Raw genomic sequence first — 22,704 nt, 5'->3', positions numbered from 1 at the left:
GGCAGGATATGGTGCGCGAAAATAGCGGTTTCGTTGGGCAGCAAGCCGCAAAAGGCCAAGGGCAGTTGAGCACCCATGGCCGCATCTGCTGGGCTTCGCTGTTGCGGTTTTTCAAGAACCATGGATTGGAAGATGCCGGAAATCTCGCCTTTTTAGGGGTGATGGCCCTGTTTCCGTTTCTTATTTTCATGATCGCCCTGTCGGGCTTTATCGGCCAAACCGATATGGGCCAGGATGCCATCCGCTTCCTGCTGACCAATCTGCCCCAAGGCATTGCCCAAACTCTGGAAGGGCCGATTGATAATATCCTCAAGGTTTCAGGGGGTGGGCTGCTCACCGGTTCCATCGCCTTTGCTTTATGGTCGGCGGTGCAAGGGGTGGAAGGGGCGCGGAAAACGGTGATCCATGCCTTTGGAAGCTGGCACCATGCAGCGCCTTTCTGGCGACGGCTTTTGGCAGACCTCGCTCTGATCATCATCACCGCTCTGGCGATTTTGCTGGCGATGTCCTTTCTGGTGGCCATTCCCGTAACTTTGAGCTTTTTATCCGAGCTTTTTTATCTGCCGCAGACCATCCGCGATTACAGCATCTGGGCGCGCTATATCGCCGCCCCGCTTTTGCTGTTTTTAGCGCTTTTGGCCCTTTACAAGAATTTCACCCCGCGCCTGCCCCGGCATCGGCGCCATTATGTGCCCGGGGCGCTGTTCACGGTTCTTGTCTGGCTTTTGCTGGGGAAGGGCATGACGGTTTTTCTCAATCATGCTGATCGCTATGACGTGATCTATGGCAGCCTTGCGGGCATGGTGATCTTGCAGCTCTTCATTTATATCATTGCGGCGGCCTTTATTCTTGGCGCGCATCTCAATGCTGGCTATAGCCGCCATCATCATGATCTGCCATCACGCTTGGAGGATCAGGATGAACAGGATGATCCGGCGCATTGATTTGCACCAAAGCCTGTGTAGGATATTTCCGCAGCCGGGCCGGTTGGATATAAAGGCCGGCACAGGAATGAACGGACTATGAATTGACGACGATATGCGCAGAGCGAACGCGCCGAACAAAAAGGACAGGTCATGACCGCAGCATCAGATCTCAAAACAGATAATCAGGCCGGTCTTTTATCAGGCAAGCGGGGGCTGATCATGGGGGTTGCCAATGATCGCTCTTTGGCCTGGGGGATTGCTCGCGCCGCCCGCGCCCAAGGGGCGGAGCTTGCCTTCACCTATCTGGGAGAGGCGCTGGAACGCCGGGTGCGGCCCTTGGCTGAAAGCCTGGGCTCCACGCTTTTGGCACCTTGCGATGTGGCGGATATGCACTCCATCGACGAAGCCTTTGCGATCATTGAAAAAGAATGGGGCCAGCTTGATTTTCTGGTCCATGCCATCGGTTTTTCCGACAAGAATGAATTGCGTGGTCGCTATGTGGATACCAGCCGGGAAAATTTCCTCAATACCATGGATGTAAGCTGCTATTCCTTTACCGCTGTTGCCAATCGCGCCGAAAAGTTGATGAGCGCGGGCGGCTCGATGCTCACCTTATCCTATTATGGCGCGGAAAAGGTGATGCCGCATTATAATGTCATGGGGCTGGCGAAGGCGGCATTGGAAACCAGCGTCAAATATCTGGCCAATGATCTGGGCCCGCGCGGCATCCGGGTCAATGCCATCTCCGCCGGGCCGATCAAAACGCTCGCGGCTTCAGGCATTGGCGATTTTCGCTATATCCTGAAATGGAATGAATATAATTCGCCCTTGCGCCGCAATGTCTCCATCGATGATGTGGGCGGCGCGGGGATGTATCTGCTCTCTGATCTGGCCTCCGGGGTCACCGGGGAAATTCATCATGTGGATGCAGGCTATAATACCGTGGGCATGAAACAGGTCGATGCGCCCGATATCACCCTTGGCTGATCGCGCCGCCCGCACGGGAATTGCACCATGTCGATAAACAGCTTTGGCCATGTTCTGCGCTTCACGAGCTGGGGGGAATCCCATGGCCCATCCATCGGGGCTGTGCTTGATGGGGTGCCCCCCGGCCTAGCCTTGAGCGAAGGCGATATTCAGCCGTTTCTTGATAAACGCCGACCCGGCCAATCGCGCTTTACCACCCAGCGTCAGGAACCTGATCAGGTGCGGATTCTTTCCGGCGTTTATGAAGGGCGGACCACCGGCACAGCCCTTTCTTTGCTGATTGAAAATACCGATCAGCGCTCCAAGGATTATTCCGACATCGCCAAACGCTATCGCCCCGGCCATGCCGATTACACCTATATGGCCAAATATGGCCATCGCGATCCCCGGGGCGGCGGGCGATCCTCGGCCCGGGAAACCGCCATGCGGGTGGCGGCAGGGGCGGTGGCGCGCAAAATTCTGGGCGCCAATATCACCCTTTATGGCGGATTGGTGGAAATGGGTGGCGATGCCATCGATGACGCCGCCCTCGATTGGGATGAAGTGGATCAAAACCCCTTTTTCTGCCCCGATGCCAAAGCCGCCCAACGCTGGGCCGAGCGCCTTGATGCCGTACGAAAAAGCGGCGATTCATTAGGCGCGGTGATCGCCGTGGAAGCCCATGGGGTGCCCGCAGGCTGGGGCGCACCGATCTATGGCAAGCTTGATGCCGATCTGGCAGCGGCGATGATGTCGATCAATGCTGCCAAAGGCGTTGAGATCGGCGCGGGGTTCAAGGCCGCCCGCCTGAGCGGGGCGGATAATGCCGATGAAATGCGGATGGGCCCCGATGGCCATCCGCGCTTTCTATCCAATCATGCCGGCGGCATTTTGGGGGGCATTTCATCGGGCCAGCCGGTGTGCTGCAGGATTGCCATCAAGCCCACCAGTTCGATCCTGATCCCCCGCCAAACCATCACCAGCGATGGCGATGAGGTGGAGATCATCACCAAAGGCCGCCATGATCCCTGTGTGGGCATTCGCGGCGTGCCCGTGGCCGAGGCCATGCTGGCGCTGGTCCTGGCCGATCATATGATGCTGCATCGGGCACAATGTGGCTGAAAAACGGGCCAGCCAAACAATTCGGGCAGCCGCTTCAATCCTGGCGGGCTTCGAATGCAGATGGATCATGCACCCGCACATCCGCCGACAACCGTTCCTGACACATGCGACGGATAAACTGCGCCAGTTCCCGATAAAGCCGACGATGCGGCACGCTGGGCCGCCAAGCCATCGCCACTGTGCGATAGGCCAGTTCTTCGTTCAATCCCAGAACCACAACATCCTTGCGCGGCAGAATTTCAGAGCGCACATAAAGCGCCGGCAAAAAGCCCAGGCCCATATTCATGCCAACCATATGACGCAGGGTATCAAGGCTGGTGCCTTCATATTCGCGCAAAAGCCGGGCCTGATAGCGATGCGCCAATTCCTGCACCTGATCAAAAAACCGATAGCGCTCTTCCAGCGCCAATAAAGTTTGATCGCGCAGATCGGCCCCCTCAACCATTGCCTTCGCAGCCAGCGGATGATCAAGGGATGCCGTGAGCAATAAAGGCTCATCATAAAGATTGTGCGTGACCAAACCGCCGATATCCATGGGCATAGAGGTGAGAATGATATCAAATCGGCCATCGAGCAATTTGGCTTCGAGTTCGCGCGGGTCTTCTTCACGCACATAAAGGCGCAGATCGGGATAAGCATCATGAATGGCGCCAATCACTTCAGGCAATAAATAAGGCCCGATAGAGGGCGACACCCCCAAACGATGGGTGCCCCCAAGGCCCCCATGGCCAAGCCGGGCACGATCCATCAACAGGCTGATATCATGAAGGATTTCTTCAGCCAACGGGATGATTTCCTGGCCGATGGGGGTTGGCATGGCCCCCGTTTTGGCGCGTTCAAGCAAGGGGCAGCCCAGAATTTCCTCCAAAACCGAAATCTGCGCCGAAAGCGTTGGCTGAGAAACGCCCAAACGGCTGGCGGCCCGGCGAAAGCTGCCCGCTTTCGCCACCTCCAGAAAATAGCGGATTTGTTTGACCCCGGGTTCGCGATGAGGCTGTTTTTTTGTGATAGTCAAAGCTGATCACCTTTTCAGAAATATTTGGCTTCCATTATCACATGGCTTATACAAACTGCACAGCATTAAATATCTGGGGACCACCCGGATTTGGTTCGCAATGGCAAGGAGACGAAACGTGGAAAAGATTTTTTCAGGAATTTCGACATTCCAGAAAACCGTATATCCCGAAAATGAAGATCTCTTTCGCAAGCTGGCAGGGGGGCAATCCCCGGAGGCGCTATTCATCACCTGTGCCGATAGCCGTGTCGATCCTTCGATGATCACCCAAACCAAACCCGGCGATCTGTTTATCTGCCGCAATGCCGGCAATATCGTGCCGCCCCATGTTGCCGATGCTGGCGGGGTGACCGCCACCATCGAATATGCCATCGGGGCCTTGAATATCCAGCATCTTGTGGTCTGTGGCCATACCGATTGCGGGGCCATGAAGGGTGCCATGGATCTCGCCGGTTTGGAAAAATTCCCCCATGTGAAGCAATGGCTTGGCTATTCAGAAGCGGCGCTTAAGATTGTTGATGAACAATCCGGCGAGCGCTCCGAGCAGGACCGGCTCGATGCCCTGATCGAACAAAATGTGCTGATGCAACTCAATCATGTGCGCACCCATCCTTATGTGGCGGCCCGCCTCTCTACCGGGCGTTTGCAGCTTCATGGCTGGGTCTATGATATCAAAACCGGCGCGATCAAAGCCTATGACGAGGAAAGCGGACAATTCAAAATTTTGACCAAGGAGGGTTATGAATCTACACTGGTCAATTGATGAGAGATCCTTTGTTATCCTCTTTGCATCCTTCATGAAACGACCCTGATGCCCCTTGGCATCCATGGCCTTGGCATCCATAGAAAGAAACGTTCATGTCCTATAATGTCGATCAAATACGCGGCGATATTTTCGGCGGTGTTACGGCCGCCGTGGTCGCACTGCCACTGGCCCTCGCTTTTGGTGTGGCGTCCGGCGCCGGCCCGATTGCTGGCCTTTATGGGGCAATCATCGTAGGCTTTTTTGCTGCGGTTCTGGGTGGAACCCCCACCCAGATTTCCGGCCCCACCGGCCCGATGGTGGTTGTTTTTGCTGGTGTTTTTGCTGCTTTTTCCGATCAGCTTGAGCTTGTTTTCGCATCCGTTGTTTTAGCGGGCATCTTTATGGTGCTGGCAGGCATCTTCAAGCTGGGTACCTATATCCGGCTGGTTCCCTATCCGGTGATTTCCGGCTTCATGAGCGGGATTGGCTGCATCATCATCATCTTGCAATTCGGGCAATTGATGGGGCAGGAATCCTCTTCCAGCCCCTTGATGGCTTTGGGCAATATTCCCGATGCGATCAGCAATCCCAATCTATCGGCTTTGATCATCAGCGCCATTTCCCTGGCCGTGGTCTTTTTATGGCCTGCCAAGCTGGGGCGCTTTCTGCCCGGGCCGCTGGCAGCTCTTTTGATCGCAACACCTGTGGCGATGCTGCTTCCCGGTGTTCCCATTTTGGGATCGATCCCCACCGGCCTGCCCAGCCTGCAAATTCCCATGCTGACGGCTGATAGTGTCTTTTTTATTGTGGAAGCAGCCCTGATCCTGGCCGCCCTGGGGGCGATCGACAGCCTCTTGACCTCACTGGTCGCCGATAATATGACCCGTGGCCGCCATGATTCCAATCGCGAGCTGATCGGCCAAGGGGTAGGCAATAGCATTGCCGGGCTTTTTGGGGCGATCCCAGGCGCCGGGGCCACCATGCGCACGGTGATCAATATTCGCTCTGGCGGCACCACCCGGCTTTCGGGGGCTTTGCATTCAGTGGTTTTGCTGGCCATCGTTTTGGGTCTTGGCCCTCTGGCCGAAGCCATCCCCAATGCCGCCCTTGCCGGTATTCTGGTGAAGGTGGGCTATGACATCATCGATTGGTCTTATATCAAGCGTGCCCATCGCGGCCCGCGTTGGGATCTGCTGCTGATGGTGATGGTGCTTGGGCTCACTGTGTTTGTCGATCTGATCACGGCGGTGGCTGCCGGTGTCGTGCTGTCCGCCCTTGCCTTCATTCAGCAATTGGCGAAAACCCAGCTTGCCTCCATCGGCGATATCAGCCTGCGCGATATGGATGAATCCGAAGCCGCTTTGTTGAAAGATACCGAAAACCGGATCAGAATCTTTGATTTCGGTGGGCCTTTGAGCTTCGGGGCGGCCGCCGATATGGGGCATCGGGCGCGAGAGCGCACAGCGGGCGAAGTCTCCGTCCTCATCCTTGATTTCTCGCGTGTGCCATTCATCGATATGTCGGCGGCTACGGCGGTGGAAACCATTCTGTCTGATGCCAAAAACAGTGGTGTCACCGTTTATATGACCGGGATGCGCGATAGCATTACCGATCTGTTTAAAGGACTGGGAACCTTCACCCAGATTCCAATGTCGCAGGTCAAAGCAAACCGAAAAGAAGCCCTGACCGAAGCCGTTGCCCTGATCGAAGAGGAAAAACGGCTCGCATGATAGCGGGTGCAAAAGCCTGATCCTCAAAACTAATCTTCAAAAAACCAATCCCGGGTTTTAACCGCCATAAAAAGCGCTTAAAGCCCGGGATTTTATGTTGAACTCTTATATTCGGCTCGGCTTGCGAAGACGGGAACTCTATTCCCCGAGGCGCTTCGCCGTCACCTCGACCGAAACATTGACATTGGCCGCAACGGCCTTCGCCACATCACCCTTCTGGCCCAAAGAAAAGCTGTTGCGATCAAGGGTGATGCTGCCAACCACCTGCGCCACATCGTCTTCGATGGTCAGCTTGAAAGGCAAAGTGACCGGCTGTTCATGGCCCCGGATCGTCAGGCTGCCACGCGCTTCATAGCGGCCATTTTCCAGATGCGTGATCTGCTCGGAAACAAAAACCGCTTTGGGGTATTCTTCGATAAAAAACCAGTTGGAATTCACCAAAGTGGAGCGAGCATCCTGCCCATTCAAATAAATACTGCCGCTATCCACCTCGACCCTGATCACGGCATCTTCAGGGGCTTCGGGATCAAAGATGATCTCGGAGGTAAAATCCTTGAATCCACCGCTCACCGGCGAGGTATTCCATTTCGCCGTCCATAAAATGGCGCTTTTATCCTTGATCACCTGCCATTGCTGAGCATGGGCAGCCCCCGGCAGGGCCATCTGCAGCAGGCCAGCCGCCGCCACTGCCACGAAAGCGGATCGCATCGATGATGTCATTGATTATCTCCATGACCAGAAGGGCCAGCAAAGGGCAGCATCCGCCGCAGGGTTTCGTCCTTTAAAATGAAATGATGTTTCAAGGCGGCCCCCACATGCAAGACTAAAAGCCCCAAAAGCGCCCATCCCAAAAGTTCATGCCCTTCTTTGGCCAGATCATGGAGCCATTCCGTAGGGCCAAAAATCGTGGGCAAAGCAAACAGATCAAAAATCCGGGTGGGAATGGTCAGTTCTGAGGTATCGGCGCTAATCAGCCCCAAAAGGGGCATCAAAAACAAAATGGCATAAAGCCCATAATGCGTGAGATGCGCCAGCCCCCGCTCATAGGGCTTGAGATTGCCGGGCAAGGCCGGGCCGGGATGTCTGAGCCGCCAGATAAGACGCAGGAGCGCCAATAAAAGAACTGTCAGGCCAATCGACTTATGCAATTGAAAATATTCAAATTTGGTTTGCAGATCTTCGATCAGGTGGATCATGGCATAGCCAAGACCCCACATGAAAATAACCAGAAGGGCGACGATCCAGTGAAAAGCCATACTCACGAAGCCCCAACGGTCAGTGCTGTTGGACATCTGCATCATCGCCCCCCTTCTTCAGGTCTTTAAAAACTCCTGAACGCTTTCTATCATTCGGCTTTCGATGCTTCGGTGGAAATGAAGATCTCCACGTCGTCACTCACCATCGGCACATATTGATTGATGCCGAAATCACTGCGCTTGATCTTGGTGGTGGCGGTGAAACCCGCATGGGTTTTGCCATTCATCGGATGCTTGCCCAATTGATTAAGGGTCACATCAAGCACCACCGGCTTGGTCACGCCATGAATGGTCAGATCCCCATGCACCTTGGCGGCCTTATCGCCATCAAGTTCGATCTTCGTGCTTTTGAAGGTGGCTTCAGGATAGGTTGCGGCATCGAAAAAATCAGCGCTTTTAAGATGATCGTCGAATTTCTCAATGCCCGTATCGATACTGCTGATCGGAATGGTCACCGACAGGCTGGAATTGGCGGGATTGTCCTGATCAAGGATCAGGGCCCCTTCAAAATCAGAAAAGCGGGCGCGGGTTTCGGAAAAGCCCAGATGGTTCCAAGCCAGCCCGATATGGGTATGGGCCTCATCGAATTCAAAAGTTTCGGGCGCTGCCTGTACGCTTGCACTCGCACCGGTCATCAGCATGGCCGCACCGGCCGCCATCATCAAAGTTTTCATCCGTGTCATGGTCTATCCCCAGGTTCATTAAAAATTTCAAATCGTTTTCCGAGCACATGGAAAACAAGCGCTGAAGAAGCAAAGCGGCCATCTTTATAGGGTCATACCTTCATGTTATGATCCATCCTGATCATGACATTTATAAAGACCGCCTCAATCCTTTTTCTCGCGGCCACTTTTCTCACCGCTTTTCATAAGATAAACCATGTGTGTTCGAAGCAAAGGCCCCTGATCGAAAATAATTGGTTCGCATGATGAAACAATCAGGGCCCGATCAAAGCCCCGATCATGATCTGTGCACCAGCTTGTTTTCCCCGGTCGCCTCCGCATTCGTGGTTTTCTTGGCGCTTTCATCGGCCAGGGCCTCTTTGAATTCATGGGCGGCAAGTGCCCGCGCTTCGGTGAGGACCGGCGTCAGTTCGGGCAGATCCTTGCCGGTATGATCAACCTTTAAATCCTCGAATTTCCGGGCTTGCGACATCACCGAGCGTTCAAGGCTTCCCACCATGGCATTATAAGACCCCACGGCGCGCTCCAGATGCTTTCCGGTATTGGCCACATGCCCCCCCATCACCGACAGGCGTTCATAAAGATCATGGCCAAGCTGCGCCACATGGCGGGCATTTTCCGCCATGGCTTCCTGCCGCCAGCCATAGGCCACGGCTTTCGCCAAAGCGATCAGGGTGGTGGGGGTCACGATCAGCACATGGCTTCTGATCGCATCCTCAAACAAATCGGGATCGCGTTCGATGGCGGCGGCATAAAAATTTTCACCGGGAATGAACATGGCGACGAAATCGGGGCTGTCCTTCAGATTTTGCCAATAGGATTTCTGCCCCAAAGCTTTCATATGGGTGCGGATTTCGCGGGCATGTTTTGCCAGAAAAGTCTCGCGGCTCAGCTCATCCACCGCTTCAATGGCATCGAAATAGGCCGACAGGGATGTTTTGGCATCCACCACAATGGTGCGATCCCCCGGCAGGCGGATGATCGCATCGGGGATCAGGCGCTTTTGATCTTCATCGACAAAGCTGCTTTGGGTGTCGAAATCCACATGCTCGCTCATCCCGGCAAGCTCCATCACCCTTTGCAACTGATGTTCGCCCCAGCGGCCACGGGTTTTGGGCTGGGCGCGCAAGGCATTCACCAGCTTGGCCGTTTCACTGCGCACGCCATCCTGGGCTTGCAGCACATTTTTCAATTCACTATTCAAGCTGCCATAAGCCTCGGTGCGGGCTTTTTCGATGGCCCCCAGATTGTCCTCATAGCGCTTTAGGCTGTCTTGCATGGGCTTGAGCAGGGTTTCAATGGCTTTGTGCCGGGCGCTCAAATCACCATCGGCGGCCACTTTATAGGTTTTCAAGGTTTCTTCGGCCCGCAGCAGAAAGGATTTCTGGCTGGCTTCCAGGCTTTCATGGGCCAGAATCTTGAATTTTTCTTCCAATGCCCCGCGCAGGCTAACGAGCGACAGGCGCTCTTGTTCAACCGCCCGTTCGCGCTCCGCCATCCGGGCCTCCTGCGCCGCCAGTTCCGCTTTCGCCGTTACCAGCTTATCATTGGCCGCCTGCAAAGCCGCTTCCAGCTTATCGGCCTGTTCGCCAACACGTTTTTCCTGATCTTTCACCTGCCGCACCGCGAAATCGGCCTGCTGCAAAGCTTCATCCCGCTCCCTGATTTTGCCCGTAAGGCTCTGCCGCCCTTTATGGCCCATCAGCGCCACAAGAGCCGCCCCCACAAGCAACCCCAAAAGCGCAGGCAACAGGCTATCGAGCATCAGATCCGGCATGAAACATCCTAACAAGAACACAAGGCGAACATGCTAGAAGAAAATCAGGGAGATTGCAAAGGCCGAATGTGCAAAATGTCCAAACCGCCCTTCAGGCTTTTTTTAATCGCTATCAGCCCCCTTCTTATCAGCCGCCGCATCGAGGGTTTCACGCATGATCATCGCCAGATGATTGGTGGAGGGATCATGACCCGTGATCGGCCCTGTGCCGGACAAATCGGCCAGAGTGGTTTTGGCCAGAACCTTGCCTAGTTCCACCCCCCATTGATCGAAGGAATTGATGTTCCAGATCACCCCCTGCACAAAAACCTTATGCTCATAAAGCGCCAGAAGCTGCCCGAAATGAAAGGGATCGAGGCGGTCGAGCAACAGGCTGTTGGTGGGGATATTGCCGGGGAAGCTTTTATGCGGGGCCAAAAGCGCCGCCTTTTCCTTTGAAAGCCCCTGCGCCAGCAGATCGGCCAAAACCTTATCGGTGGATTTGCCGATCATCAAAGCTTCGGTTTGTGCCAGAACATTTGACAATAAAATCCGATGATGATCGAGATGATCATGATCGGCCTTTAAAATGGCGATGAAATCCGCCGGAATCAGCCGCGTGCCCTGATGGATAAGCTGGTAAAAGGCATGCTGGCCATTGGTGCCCGTACGCCCCCAGATCACCGGCCCGGTGGTATAATCCACCGGCGCGCCCTCGCGATTCACGCGCTTGCCATTGCTTTCCATATCAAGCTGCTGCAAATGATCGACAAAACGATCAAGCCGCTGATCATAGGGCAGCACGGCATAAGTTTCGGCCCCCATGAAATTGCTGTACCACAGCCCCAAAAGCCCCATCACAACGGGCATATTGCGCTCCAGCGGGGCGGCTTGGAAATGCCGGTCCATCGCCCGACCCCCCGCCAGCATCTGCGAGAAATTCTCCCAACCAATGCCCAGAGCCAGGCTCAAACCAATGGCCGACCACAAGGAATAGCGGCCCCCCACCCAATCCCAGAAGTGAAAGACATTGCCGCTATCGATGCCAAAATCGGCCACCGCCCGGGCATTGGTGGATAGCGCCACGAAATGATGCGCCACCGCCCCTTCATCCCCGCCCATTTTGGCCACCAGCCAGCGCCGTGCGGTCATCGCGTTGGTCATGGTTTCCTGGGTCGTGAAGGTTTTCGATGCAATCACAAACAGCACGGTTTCAGGATCGATCCCGGCCAGAACCGGGGCGATATCATGGGCATCAACATTAGACACGAAATGGGTGCGGATGCCCGGAACAGCATGGGCCGAAAGGGCCTCCATCGCCGCCTGCGGCCCCAGATGCGAGCCGCCAATCCCAATATTCACAATGGTATCGATGGGCTTGCCGCTGTGGCCGCGCCAGCGTCCTTCATGCACGGCGTGCACAAAATCCTTCATGCGGGCAAGCTCGGCGGTGACCAGTTCCATGATATTTTCGCCATCGATCTTGATGATCTGATCGCTTCCCGCGCGGAGGGCGCTGTGCAAAACCGCACGATGCTCGGTTCCATTGATCGGCTCGCCTTCAAACATCCGATCACGCCATTCTTCAAGCCTGCGGGATCGTGCCAAGGCAAAAAGCAGACGCATGGTCTCGGCACTCGCCCGATTTTTGGAATAATCCAGCGCCAGCCCCTTGTTTTCGATCCACATGCGGGTGGCCCGATCCGGCTCGCTTTGAAACAGATCGATGATCTTTTGGTCGCCAAGCGCGTCTCGATGCGCGGCCAGCGATGTCCATGCGCCGGAAGATGTGAGATCAGACATGAAAAAGTTCCTTATCGCTTGGTGATCCTATCAGCCCCTTGTGATTCATGCCCATGGGTATAGCACCGTGCCGCTTTGGCCAAGGCCCCAAACAGCGCTTTGTGATGCGGATTGAAAATCAAAAATTCGGGATGCCACTGCACACCAAAGCAAAATCGATCCGATCGCGTGGTCTCGATGGCCTGAATGATCTGATGATGATCATGGCCCACCGCCACCAAATCCTGCCCCAGCCGATCAATCGATTGACGATGCAGGGCATTGACCCGAAAGCGCTGCCCCCGCAGCATCGCCGCCAACCGGCTTTGGGGATCAAGATGCACCCTTTTTCGGGGCAAAACGGTCCGCAAACGCGGGGCTGAGCGATAAACATCATGAATATCGCGATGCAAACTGCCCCCAAAAGCCACATTGATCATCTGTGCCCCCCGGCATACCCCCAGCACGGGCATTGCCCTTTCATGGGCCTTTCGCACCAGCCCGCATTCCAGATCATCCCGGGCGGGATCGATGGCGATCATCGGTTCGGGCTGGGCATGATAAAGCCCCACGCCGATATCATCGCCGCCCCCCACCAAAAGCCCTTGCAGATCATCGAGATCACAAGGGCTATCGGGATGGATGCGCACCGCCCGCGCCCCTGCCCGCCACAGGCTGAAGCGATTGAACATCCACATCCACCAGCCGCCCCGGGCTGATGTCGTCACCCCGATGCGCGGACGCTGATCGCGCGCCATCATGGCGCGATCCATCGGCTCACCTCATCCGCCCATTGGCTGCGGGTCCAGCTTTTTGCTAAAAATTTCCGGGTCATCGCCTCGGTCATCGGGCGATCAGCGGCCAGATTTTCCACCCGCAACCAATCATTCCACAAGGTGGTGAGGCACCAGCCCGGTTCATCCACCCGGCTATCGGGAACCCGATAATGAAAAGTGGGGCGGGCCTTGATCCGCACATCTCCCAAAGATTTTACATAATCTTCATCGATATGGGCAAACAGCGGCAGCATATCCAGATCGCGATTGCGGGTGGCATTTTCGCGCAGATAATCTTCAACAAACTGATCCCATTGGGGCGGGCGGCGATCTGCCAGAACATGGCAGGCATAATCGCGCGGAAAGGGATTGGCAAAAGCGGTGAGCCGGCGCGACAGATCCTGCCCTGCTTTCTCCCGCATCCAATCCTCGAGCAAAAGCCATGCCTTGAACTGGCCCAAAACATGGCCGATTTCTAGGCTGGCCAGTTCGGGATTGAGCTGGCAGCCAAAGGCATAATAAATCTGCCGCCCGGTGCCGGTGGCACCATAATCCCGCAAAGCCTTTACCAGCGTTTCAAGGGCGGGCAGGCTGCGGATCGCCACCGGCGGGCAGGCGATTTCCATCGGCACCCATGATTTGCTGAGATCGCCAATGGTTTCAGCGATCAAATCCAGAAATTCCGGCTTCCTGGGGTTCTCTTTGGCGGAAAGTCCATCCTCATCGGATTTTGGCGTCGGGCGCTGGGGATGGGCATAAACGGCATCCAATTCCACCAGAAAATCGCCCAGCCGGGTATTCTCCACATTCAGGCGATAGGGATCATCGATTTTGATCTTGCCCCCATAAAGCGAGGTGATGATCGCGCCCGTCGTTTTAATCGAAAGATCGCCAAATTCGATCTCAACCCCCAGCCGCCGCTCCTCGCCGCTTTCGGTATAAAGCTGGGGCGGCAGGCCGAGTTCGGGCAAATCGGCATGTTCGGCATGATGGGGTTTCTCGGCCACGCTGGGGCTAGCTCCTTCTTGATTATGGTTCGCTGATGGGATGGAACCTTCCAACTCTAAGATCAGCAATCATGATGACATAAAAAGCGACAATCAAGACCACCGACTTGACAGGCCCGCACAAATCCGGCCCGATCAAAACAATGATACTCTGACTGACCCCCCAACCGATCAGGATAAAGCGATCATGATTGCGGAGCGCCCCGATTCCGATTCTGGCCCCGATCTGCCCACCCGCGCGCAGATCGAAGCAATGGATCAGGCCGATCCCCTGATAATGATGCGGCGGCGGTTCGATCTGCCCGGCGGGCTGATTTATCTCGATGGCAATTCCCTGGGCGCCCTGCCCCGGGGGGTGGCGGCGCATCTGGGCGAAGTGACCCGGCAGCAATGGGGGGATCGGCTGATTGCCGGATGGTCGGAAGGCTGGATGGATCTGCCTCTCAAAACCGGGGCGCTGATTGCCCCTTTGATCGGGGCGGATGAAGATGAGGTGATCGCCTGCGACAGCACCTCCATCAATCTGTTCAAGCTGGCGGCAGCGGCGCTGCTGGCCCGCCCTGATCGCTCGGTGATCCTATCGGAAGAGGGCAATTTCCCGACCGATCTCTATATGTTTGATGGTCTGGCGCGGCTGGCCTCCCTTGCCGGGCGGCCGATCCATCTGCGCACCGTTTCCGCTGACCATCTGATCGAAGCCCTTGACGAGGATGTGGCGCTGCTGGCGCTCACCCATGTCAATTTTCGCACCGCCCGCGCCCATGATATGGCCAATCTCAGCGCCGCCGCCCATCAAAAAGGGGCCTTGTGCTTATGGGATCTATCGCATTCCGTGGGGGCTGTTGCTGTTGATCTGCATCAGAGCAGGGCAGATCTGGCCGTGGGCTGCGGCTATAAATTTCTCAATGGCGGGCCGGGGGCCCCGGCTTTTCTTTATGTGGCGAAAGCCTTGCAAAACGGACTCGATAATCCCCTGGCGGGCTGGATGGGGCATCGCGATCCCTTTGCCTTTGCCCCCGGCTATGAACCCGCCCCCGATATCCAGCGCTTTGCCTGTGGCACACCGCCCATTCTGGGTTTAAGCGCCCTTCATCAGGCGCTCACACTCTTTTCCGAAGTGGATTTGGAAGCTCTTTTTGAAAAGGGGCAGGCACTATGTGATGTGTTTTTATCGCTCCTCGCCCGCCATGCCGATCTTTGCGTGCTCTCCCCCACCAAAAGGGGGGCACGGGGCTGCCATGTGGCGCTGGCGCATCCCAATGCCCGGGCCATCGCTGGCCGCCTTGCCGCCCGCGGGGTGGTGGTGGATTTCCGCCCGCCCGATATCATGCGCTTTGGTTTTGCCGCCCTTTATTGCCGCTATATCGATGCCTATGATGCCGCCATGATCTTGAACAGCGAATGTTGTGTCAGCCCCCAGGCTTTGGCGGATGGCGGCTTATAGATAGGGGCTCATCAGCCACATGGCCCGATTGCGCAGGATACGCGGCAGGGAAAAGGCCGCCACCGATGGCCCGGTCACCGCCTCGGCTTTTTCGATGCGATCAAGGAGAAACTGATCCAGCCTGCGGGCGAAATGGGCATCATAAATTTCCAGATTGAGCTCGAAATTCAAACGCAGGCTGCGGGCATCCCAATTGGTGGAGCCGATCATCGCCCAATAATCATCCACCACCATGATTTTCGCATGATCAAGGGGGGGTGGCGTTTGATAAAGCCGCACCCCGCATGATAGCAGGGGCGCAAACAACGCTTCCGATGCCCAGCCCAAAACCCGATAATTGCTGACCCGGGGCAGCACGATATCCACCACCACACCGCGCAGGGCGGCCTGGGATAAAGCGCTCAGGATGTTGATATCGGGCAGGAAATAGGGGGTTGCGATCCGCACCGACCGGCGGGCCACCGAAAGCGCGCTTTCAAAAATCCAGCCGGCCCTTGAAAAATTACCATCCGGGCCATCGGGGGCAAGGCGCATCACCGCATGCTTTCGCCCCAAATCATCGCCCCCCTTCATTTTTTGATCAAGGGTTGGGGCTTTCCATAAATCGCCCGCCGGATTGTCCCCCTTGCTTAAGCTTTCGCCCCCGGCAAAGCGCCAGTCTTCGGCAAAAACATGGGCAAATTGCGCAGCAATCGGGCCTTGGATGCGAAACATCACATCCTGGGATAAAAGCCCGGTTTTGCCGCCGGATTGATGCACATCACGGATATTCATCCCCCCCGTGAAAACCAGATCCTCATCCACCAAAAGCAGCTTTCGGTGGGTCCGTAAATTGAGAAAGGCCAGATGCAATGGGCTCAGCTTATTGAAGGCCAAAACCCTGATCCCCATGGCCCGCAAATGGCGATCCACCCGGAAACTGCCCATCGCATCGATGATCACATAAACCGCAACCCCGCGATCCTGCGCCGCTTTCAGGGCATCGGCAAAAGCCCGGCCCACACAATCCCATTCAAAAATATAGGTAGAAAGGGCAATCCGATGCCGCGCTTTGGCCATTGCATCGAGCATGGCGGGATAGGCTTCATCGCCATTCACCAGCATTTCGGCCTCATTCCCCCCCATCAGGGCCATCCCCGTCACCGCCCGGGCAAGGCGGGCATGGGCCACAAAGCGCGGGGCCGCAGTGGCATCGAAATGAGGCAGAGCAGCGGGCGCAATCGCCGGGCCCGATGGCAGATCAGGGGCATCTGATCGATGATCATCGGGCACACGGACCGCCACCGCACCATAGCGCCTTTGTTCGGCAAGGCTAAGCCCCAGCTTGTGCTGGCGGGCCTGCTCGGCCTTGCGCTGGATGCGGTTCACCCCCAGAACAAGATAGCCAAAGGCCCCGATCCCCGGCACCAGCCACAGGATCGCCATCCAGCCAATGGCGGCCCGCACATCGGTTTTGGTCAGCAGGATATGCAGACTTGCCGCAAAAGATGCGCCAATAAGGGCAAAGGCCAGAAGAAAGGATGCGATATCGCTGATCATCTCTATTGCGGTGCCTTATGTCGTCCCTGCTGCCTGATCCCTTAGTTTTTAGAGTTATTCCCAGAGCCAAGGCCATGCAGGATCTGGCTTAAAGGCTTGAGATCATAGCCCGCCGTCTGCGCCAGAGCGATCACCTGATCCGCGCTTTGCCGCCCCGATGCCACGCTTGCCAGCGCCCACAGGGTGGCGGACCGGGTGCCCGAACGGCAATAGGCCAGAACAGCCTCGCCCTTTTTGACATCTTCATCCAGTGTTTTTTGCATGGCCGCTACTGTTTCGGGTCCGAAACGGCCGCCGCTGATTGGCAGATGCACAAAAGAAAGCCCCAAATCTTTGGCCCACTCTGCCACCGTCTGCGCATCGGGCTGGCCTTCATCCTCGCCATCCGGGCGATTGCAGATCACCAGCCGCACCCCATTATCGCGCGCCGCCAGCAGATCATCGCGATCAATTTGCGCCGCCACATAAAAATCGGGATCAAGGGTTCGAAAATCGGTCATAGATTATCCTTTTCCAGTTTTCAGTCTTTGGTAAACAAGGCCGCCAATTCCACATGGGGTGACCATAAAAACTGATCCACCGGCCTGATCTGACATAATTGATAGCCACCATCCACCAAAATCCGGGCATCCCGGGCAAAGCTGTTGGGATTACAGGAAAAAGCCACCACCGTTCGCACCCCGCTTTTGGCGATTTCCCCCATCTGGGCCACGGCCCCGGCGCGCGGAGGATCGATGATCAGGCCATCAAAGGGGGCAAGCTCCGCCGCCGATAAAGGCCGACGAAACAGATCACGATGCAGTGCCGTCAGCCCTTTCAAATGGGGCGCTTTATTCACCCCGCTTTGCAAGGCATCAAGAGCCGTGCGCGCCCCTTCAACCGCCAGCACCCGCGCCCGCCGGGCCAGGGGAAAGCTGAAGGTGCCGATCCCGGCAAACAGATCCACACAATTTTGTGCGCCCTCCAGCCATTCCAGCATCAAAGCACAAAGCGCCGCTTCGCCCTCAGCCGTGGCCTGAATGAAGCCCCCGGGCGGCAGAGGTACGGGGATGCCATCAAACACCATTTCGACCCGGCGATTGACCGCCACCGGATCGCATAAACCATCCTCCATCACATGAAGGCTGGCGATATCATGGCTTTGGGCGAAAGCGGCCAAAGCCTCGCGCATGGAAAGCCCGGGGGCGATCCCGCCATCGATCACCAGATCAAGACCATTATGCGCTTCGGTCAGGCTGATCACCGAAGCCGCGCGCAAAGGCATCAGATCGTGCAGCAAAGCGCGCAGGGGCTTGAACAGGGCCACCAGCGAGGGCCGCGCCACCGGGCACTGGCGCACATCCACCAGATGATGGCTTTGGCGCATGGCAAATCCCAGTAAAACACCCCGGCTGGTGCGCATGGCCTTCAGGGAAAGCCGCCGTCGGCTGCCCGGCGGGCTGATCTGCGGCGGGGCCATCGGGCAATCCCCCAAGCCATGCTGGGCCATCGCCATCTGCACGCGATCCGCCACCCAGCGGGCATAAAGATCGGCATCCAGATGCTGAAGGCTGCACCCCCCGCATTGCCCATGATGGCGGCAGGGGGCGTCCTGACGCCCCGGCCCGGCGGTGATCAGGCCCTCCATCTGGGCGCGGATGGTGCCCCGGGGGCCGGGTTCCAGCCACGCATCGATCTCATCGCCCGCAAGGGTAAAGGGCACGAAAACGGGGCCATTGCCGGTTTGGGCGATCCCATCCCCCTGCGCCCCGATCCGGTCGATCCGCAAGCGCATGGGCCGCCCCTTTGCTGAGGCGGTTTGGGATGGGGCAGCCTTGGATTTCATGGCTTTGGGTTTCGCGGCTTTGGGTTTCGCGGCTTTGGATGAGGGGCTTTTTCGGCCTTTTGGCTTATCCGTCATAGCGTGCGGCAATGAGAAATTCCTTGTTGCCCTCGGGGCCGGTAATCGGGCTTTCGCTGATCCCCAGAACCTGCCAGCCATCGAGCGATTGAAGCCATGCCTTTATCCGCGCACACACCTCATCATGCAAGGCCGGATCGCGCACCACGCCTTTCGCGCCCACCCGGCCTTTGCCCACCTCGAATTGCGGCTTGATCAAGGCCAGCAGCCACGCCCCGGGCCGACAAAGCGACAAAGCAGCGGGCAAAACCGTTTCAAGGCCGATGAAGCTGGCATCGCACACCACAATATCCACCGGTTCGGGGATCAGCGCCTGATCCAGATGGCGGGCATTGGTGCGCTCCATCACGATGATGCGCGGATCACTGCGCAAGGACCAGGCCAATTGCCCATGCCCCACATCGACGGCATAGATTTTGGCCGCCCCCGCCTGACGCAACACATCGCTGAACCCGCCGGTAGAGGCCCCAACATCAATCGCCGTCAGCCCGTCTGCCGTGAGGCCGAATGCCGCCATCCCATGGGCAAGCTTCACCCCACCCCGGGAAACCCATGGATGGGGCTGGCCGCGCACCTCAAGGGGCTGATCATCGCCGATCATCTGCCCGGCCTTGGTGATCCGCGCCTCTTTTGAAAAAACCAGACCGGCCATCAAAAGCGCCTGCGCTTTCGCCCGGCTTTCGACCAGACCGCGATCCACAAGGGCCACATCGGCGCGGGTTTTTCCTGGTTTCATCCGTCCTCAGCCCCGGCCTTCATCACCGGGATCAGGCCATGGCCTTATGCGCATCTTCCAGATCATTGCGCCCCAAAGTGCGCATGGCCAGTTCAACAATATAAGGAGCGGTGAGCCGCGCCTGTTCATATTGCTTTTCCGGGGTATCGTGTTCCTGGAACAGATCGGGCAGTTTCATCGTCCGCAATTTGAAGCTGCCGCCATCCAAAAGCCCTTCAGCGGAAAGATATTCCAGAACATGGGAGCCAAAACCGCCGATCGATCCTTCCTCGATGGTGATCAGAACCTCATGATGGGCGGCCAGATCCCGGATCAGCGCCTGATCAAGGGGCTTGGCAAAGCGGGCATCCGCAACCGTAGTGGATAATCCCCGCAGATCAAGCTCCTGCGCCGCCTTCAGCGCCTCGCCCAAGCGGCCACCCAATGACAGGATGGCGACTTTCGAGCCTTCCTTCAAAATGCGGCCCTTGCCAATTTCCAGGGGCGAACCGAATGCCGGCAGTTCTACGCCCAATCCCTCGCCCCGGGGATAGCGAAAGGCCATGGGCCCCTCATCATAGGCCGCAGCGGTGGACACCATATGCATCAGATCGGCTTCATCGCCCGCCGCCATCACGATCATATTGGGCAGGGTTGAAAGATAGGTCACATCAAAAGAACCGGCATGGGTTTGCCCATCCGATCCCACCAGCCCCGCGCGATCAATGGCAAAGCGCACGGGCAGCTTCTGAATCGCCACATCATGCACCAATTGATCATAGGCGCGCTGCAAAAAGGTGGAATAAATCGCCGCAAAGGGCCTCATGCCCTCGGCTGCCATCCCGGCGGCAAAGGTCACCGCATGTTGTTCGGCAATGCCCACATCAAAGCTGCGGTCGGGAAATTTCTTGCCAAAAATATCAAGCCCGGTGCCCGATGGCATGGCCGCGCTGATGGCCACGACCCGCTCGTCCTTTTCGGCTTCCTGCACCAGAGCATTGGCGAAAACCTTGGTATATTGGGGGGCGTTCGAGGCGGATTTTTTCAGTTCGCCGGTGACCACATCGAATTTTGGAACGGCATGATATTTATCCGCCGCTGCCTTGCCAAAGGGATGGCCACGCCCTTTTTCGGTCACCACATGGACCAGAATCGGGCCTTCTTTTGCATCCCGCACATTTTCGAGAACCGGCAGCAGATGATCCATATTATGGCCATCAATGGGGCCGATATAATAAAAGCCCATTTCTTCAAACAAGGTGCCGCCGGTGGCCAGCCCCCGGGCATATTCCTCGGCCCGGCGCGCCGTATCCCCAAGCGGCTTTGGCAGGCGTTTGAAGATCGACCGGCCAATATCACGGATCGACAGATATTCCCGCGATGACAAAACCCGGCTCAGATAGGCACTCATCGCCCCCACGGGTGGGGCAATCGACATATCATTATCATTGAGGATGACCACGAGCCGATTACCCGCCTCGCCCGCATTGTTCATCGCTTCATAAGCCATGCCCGCGCTCATCGCGCCATCGCCGATCACCGCAATGGATTTATCCGCTTTTCCGGCAAAGCGATTGGCCACCGCCATGCCGATGGCCGCCGAGATCGAGGTCGATGAATGGGCCGCCCCAAAGGGATCATATTCGCTTTCCGACCGCTTGGTAAAACCCGAAAGGCCGCCGCCCTGACGCAGGGTGCGAATGCGATCCCGCCGACCGGTCAGAATTTTATGAGGATAGCATTGATGGCCCACATCCCAGATCAGCTTGTCATCAGGGGTGTTGAACACATAATGCAGGGCCACGGTCAGTTCCACCACCCCAAGGCCGGAGCCGAAATGCCCACCCGTGGTCGAGACCGCCGAAATCATTTCAGCGCGCAATTCATCTGCCACATCTTTCAACTGATTGGGCTTCAATGACCGCAGATCAGCGGGAACATGAACCTTGTCGAGCAGCGGGGTTTCGGGCTTCCTGGACACGTCAATTCACCTGTATTCTCTATTTATGGGCCGTTTCTTCTGCAATCTCATGGGCTTTTAAAGTCGGCTGAATAACCGGTCGACCAAAGCAGGCCACAAAACTGGCAGCAGAGTAAAGGCTTCAGCGCCTGCGATGAATAGCAAACTGTGCCACTTCACGCAAAAGTTCCGCTTTACTTCCAAATTCTTTCAAATAACTCAAGGCCTGATCGGTCAGGATTTCAGCTTTTTCCCGGGCTGCCTCTTCGCCCCACAGGGAAACGAGCGTAGCTTTGCCCGCAGCCGCATCCTTGCCCGTAGCCTTACCCATTTCATCGGCCGAGGCGGTGGCATCCAAAAGATCATCGGCAATCTGAAAAGCCAGCCCCATGGCCCGGGCATAGGCCACCAAGGCATGGCGGGCATGGGTGGATGCTTTCCCCAGCACCGCCCCCATTTCAACAGCCGATACAATCAGAGCACCGGTTTTCATCTGCTGCAAACGAATGATGTCGCGTTCCGTCAGCTGCTTGTGCTCGGCTGCCAGATCGAGCATCTGGCCTCCCACCATGCCATGATGGCCCGAAGCCCGCGCTGCAACCGATACAAGCTGCGCCCGCACCCGGGGATCGGCATGGGTGCTTTCATCCGATAAAATCTCAAAGGCAAAAGTGAGCAGCGCATCGCCCGCCAGAATGGCCGTTGCCTCATCAAAGGCTTTATGCACCGTGGGCTTGCCGCGCCTGAGATCATCATCATCCATGGCGGGCAGATCATCATGAACCAAAGAATAGCTGTGAATGCATTCAATCGCGGCCCCGGCCCTGAGGCTTGAGGTGAGGCTCACCCCAAACAGATCGGCGGTAGCGCGCAGCAAAAAGGGCCGCAGGCGCTTGCCCCCGGCAAAAAGCGCATAGCGCATCGCCTCGACCACCCGGCCATCGTCACTTTCCGGCACCGGAAGCAATGCATCAAAAGTTTCCCCAAGGGCGAGCGACACATCGCCAAGCGCCGCTTCAAGGCCCGAAAAATCCTGCACCATGGTCATTGTCATTGATCGTCGAATGCCTCCAGCCCGGCTGTTCCCTCTTTATTGAGGGTGATTTTTTCAATTCGCTCTTCTGCGCGTTTGAGCTTGTTTTCACAATGCCGTTTCAAAAACGACCCGCGTGTATAGATATCGATCGATTGCTCCAGACTGACCGACCCCTGTTCAAGACGCCCGACAATCTGTTCCAGCTCTTTCAAGGCATCTTCAAAAGCCAGAGCCGCAATGTCTTCAGGCATGTCATCCGTTTTTTCGGTCATCAAGCCTCAGCCTTTGTTTTAGACCATCTTCACAAGAGATCAGACATAACAAGAAATCAGACATAGAGCACCAG

Annotated in this window: 21 protein-coding genes; 6 read left to right on the top strand and 15 right to left on the bottom strand. The window is 56.7% G+C overall.

The window, feature by feature from the left end; all coding sequences use genetic code 11:
* The first annotated feature begins 11 nt into the window (after positions 1-11).
* The 3 genes from QK300_RS03875 to aroC all read left to right on the top strand — a co-directional run bounded on the left by QK300_RS03875 (position 12) and on the right by aroC (position 3,014).
* A complete protein-coding gene (locus tag QK300_RS03875) occupies positions 12-944 on the top strand; it encodes a YihY/virulence factor BrkB family protein (protein WP_281320813.1) in 933 nt (310 codons plus the stop codon).
* A 132-nt stretch (positions 945-1,076) separates the two neighbouring features.
* Positions 1,077-1,913 carry an enoyl-ACP reductase FabI gene (gene fabI / locus QK300_RS03870; RefSeq protein ID WP_281300323.1) on the top strand — a complete coding sequence of 279 codons (837 nt, stop codon included), beginning with the start codon at positions 1,077-1,079 and terminating at the stop codon, positions 1,911-1,913.
* Between the two features lie 27 nt (positions 1,914-1,940).
* Positions 1,941-3,014, top strand: coding sequence for a chorismate synthase (gene aroC, locus QK300_RS03865; RefSeq protein ID WP_281300324.1), 1,074 nt, complete (start codon positions 1,941-1,943; stop codon positions 3,012-3,014).
* Positions 3,015-3,048: 34 nt separating this feature from the next.
* Here aroC and QK300_RS03860 read toward each other — a convergent pair whose 3' ends face one another.
* A complete protein-coding gene (locus QK300_RS03860; RefSeq protein WP_281300325.1) occupies positions 3,049-4,029 on the bottom strand; it encodes a hydrogen peroxide-inducible genes activator in 981 nt (326 codons plus the stop codon).
* A gap of 118 nt (positions 4,030-4,147) precedes the next feature.
* On the opposite strand from QK300_RS03860, the gene QK300_RS03855 reads away from it, so the two are divergent.
* On the top strand, positions 4,148-4,792 hold the full coding sequence (locus QK300_RS03855) for a carbonic anhydrase (protein WP_281300326.1): 645 nt from the start codon (positions 4,148-4,150) through the stop codon (positions 4,790-4,792).
* Between the two features lie 95 nt (positions 4,793-4,887).
* Entirely contained in the window at positions 4,888-6,504 is a 1,617-nt protein-coding gene (locus tag QK300_RS03850) for a SulP family inorganic anion transporter (RefSeq protein ID WP_281300327.1), read from the top strand.
* Between the two features lie 138 nt (positions 6,505-6,642).
* Here QK300_RS03850 and QK300_RS03845 read toward each other — a convergent pair whose 3' ends face one another.
* The 7 genes from QK300_RS03845 to QK300_RS03815 all read right to left on the bottom strand — a co-directional run bounded on the left by QK300_RS03845 (position 6,643) and on the right by QK300_RS03815 (position 13,764).
* Positions 6,643-7,224, bottom strand: a complete 582-nt coding sequence (locus QK300_RS03845; RefSeq protein WP_281300328.1) for a YceI family protein — start codon at positions 7,222-7,224, stop codon at positions 6,643-6,645.
* Positions 7,221-7,805 carry a cytochrome b gene (locus QK300_RS03840; RefSeq protein WP_281300329.1) on the bottom strand — a complete coding sequence of 195 codons (585 nt, stop codon included), beginning with the start codon at positions 7,803-7,805 and terminating at the stop codon, positions 7,221-7,223. Before QK300_RS03840 ends, QK300_RS03845 begins: the two co-directional genes overlap by 4 nt.
* A 44-nt stretch (positions 7,806-7,849) precedes the next feature.
* A complete protein-coding gene (locus QK300_RS03835) occupies positions 7,850-8,443 on the bottom strand; it encodes a YceI family protein (protein WP_281300330.1) in 594 nt (197 codons plus the stop codon).
* A gap of 277 nt (positions 8,444-8,720) precedes the next feature.
* Positions 8,721-10,220: a DNA recombination protein RmuC gene (gene rmuC / locus QK300_RS03830; RefSeq protein WP_281300331.1), complete on the bottom strand. Its 1,500-nt coding sequence runs from the start codon at positions 10,218-10,220 to the stop codon at positions 8,721-8,723.
* A gap of 102 nt (positions 10,221-10,322) precedes the next feature.
* Positions 10,323-12,002, bottom strand: a complete 1,680-nt coding sequence (gene pgi / locus QK300_RS03825) for a glucose-6-phosphate isomerase (RefSeq protein WP_281300332.1) — start codon at positions 12,000-12,002, stop codon at positions 10,323-10,325.
* Between the two features lie 11 nt (positions 12,003-12,013).
* Positions 12,014-12,742 carry a gamma-glutamyl-gamma-aminobutyrate hydrolase family protein gene (locus QK300_RS03820; RefSeq protein ID WP_281300333.1) on the bottom strand — a complete coding sequence of 243 codons (729 nt, stop codon included), beginning with the start codon at positions 12,740-12,742 and terminating at the stop codon, positions 12,014-12,016.
* Positions 12,739-13,764 (bottom strand): amidoligase family protein, encoded by a 1,026-nt coding sequence (locus QK300_RS03815; RefSeq protein WP_281300334.1) that lies wholly within the window; start codon positions 13,762-13,764, stop codon positions 12,739-12,741. The genes QK300_RS03820 and QK300_RS03815 overlap by 4 nt, the downstream gene beginning before the upstream one ends.
* 187 nt (positions 13,765-13,951) lie before the next feature.
* On the opposite strand from QK300_RS03815, the gene kynU reads away from it, so the two are divergent.
* Entirely contained in the window at positions 13,952-15,208 is a 1,257-nt protein-coding gene (gene kynU, locus QK300_RS03810; RefSeq protein ID WP_281300335.1) for a kynureninase, read from the top strand.
* Here kynU and QK300_RS03805 read toward each other — a convergent pair.
* From QK300_RS03805 to QK300_RS03775, 7 genes are all read right to left on the bottom strand, one after another.
* Positions 15,203-16,747, bottom strand: a complete 1,545-nt coding sequence (locus QK300_RS03805) for a phospholipase D-like domain-containing protein (protein WP_281300336.1) — start codon at positions 16,745-16,747, stop codon at positions 15,203-15,205. The genes kynU and QK300_RS03805 overlap by 6 nt on opposite strands.
* Positions 16,748-16,788: 41 nt before the next feature.
* Complete coding sequence (locus tag QK300_RS03800) at positions 16,789-17,247, bottom strand: TIGR01244 family sulfur transferase (protein ID WP_281300337.1); 459 nt, start codon at positions 17,245-17,247, stop codon at positions 16,789-16,791.
* 20 nt (positions 17,248-17,267) lie between these two features.
* A complete protein-coding gene (locus QK300_RS03795; protein WP_281300338.1) occupies positions 17,268-18,647 on the bottom strand; it encodes a hypothetical protein in 1,380 nt (459 codons plus the stop codon).
* Positions 18,637-19,383, bottom strand: coding sequence for a TlyA family RNA methyltransferase (locus QK300_RS03790; protein WP_281300339.1), 747 nt, complete (start codon positions 19,381-19,383; stop codon positions 18,637-18,639). The genes QK300_RS03795 and QK300_RS03790 overlap by 11 nt, the downstream gene beginning before the upstream one ends.
* A 31-nt stretch (positions 19,384-19,414) precedes the next feature.
* Positions 19,415-21,343 carry a 1-deoxy-D-xylulose-5-phosphate synthase gene (gene dxs / locus QK300_RS03785; RefSeq protein WP_281300340.1) on the bottom strand — a complete coding sequence of 643 codons (1,929 nt, stop codon included), beginning with the start codon at positions 21,341-21,343 and terminating at the stop codon, positions 19,415-19,417.
* Between the two features lie 121 nt (positions 21,344-21,464).
* Positions 21,465-22,376: a polyprenyl synthetase family protein gene (locus QK300_RS03780; RefSeq protein WP_281300341.1), complete on the bottom strand. Its 912-nt coding sequence runs from the start codon at positions 22,374-22,376 to the stop codon at positions 21,465-21,467.
* Positions 22,373-22,630, bottom strand: coding sequence for an exodeoxyribonuclease VII small subunit (locus tag QK300_RS03775; protein ID WP_281300475.1), 258 nt, complete (start codon positions 22,628-22,630; stop codon positions 22,373-22,375). The genes QK300_RS03780 and QK300_RS03775 overlap by 4 nt, the downstream gene beginning before the upstream one ends.
* Positions 22,631-22,704: the final 74 nt, after the last annotated feature.

It is taken from the genome of Iodidimonas sp. MBR-22, assembly GCF_029946565.1.
Taxonomy (GTDB): Bacteria; Pseudomonadota; Alphaproteobacteria; order Sphingomonadales; family Rhodothalassiaceae; genus Iodidimonas; species Iodidimonas nitroreducens.
This window is presented reverse-complemented; position numbering and strand designations above follow the sequence as displayed.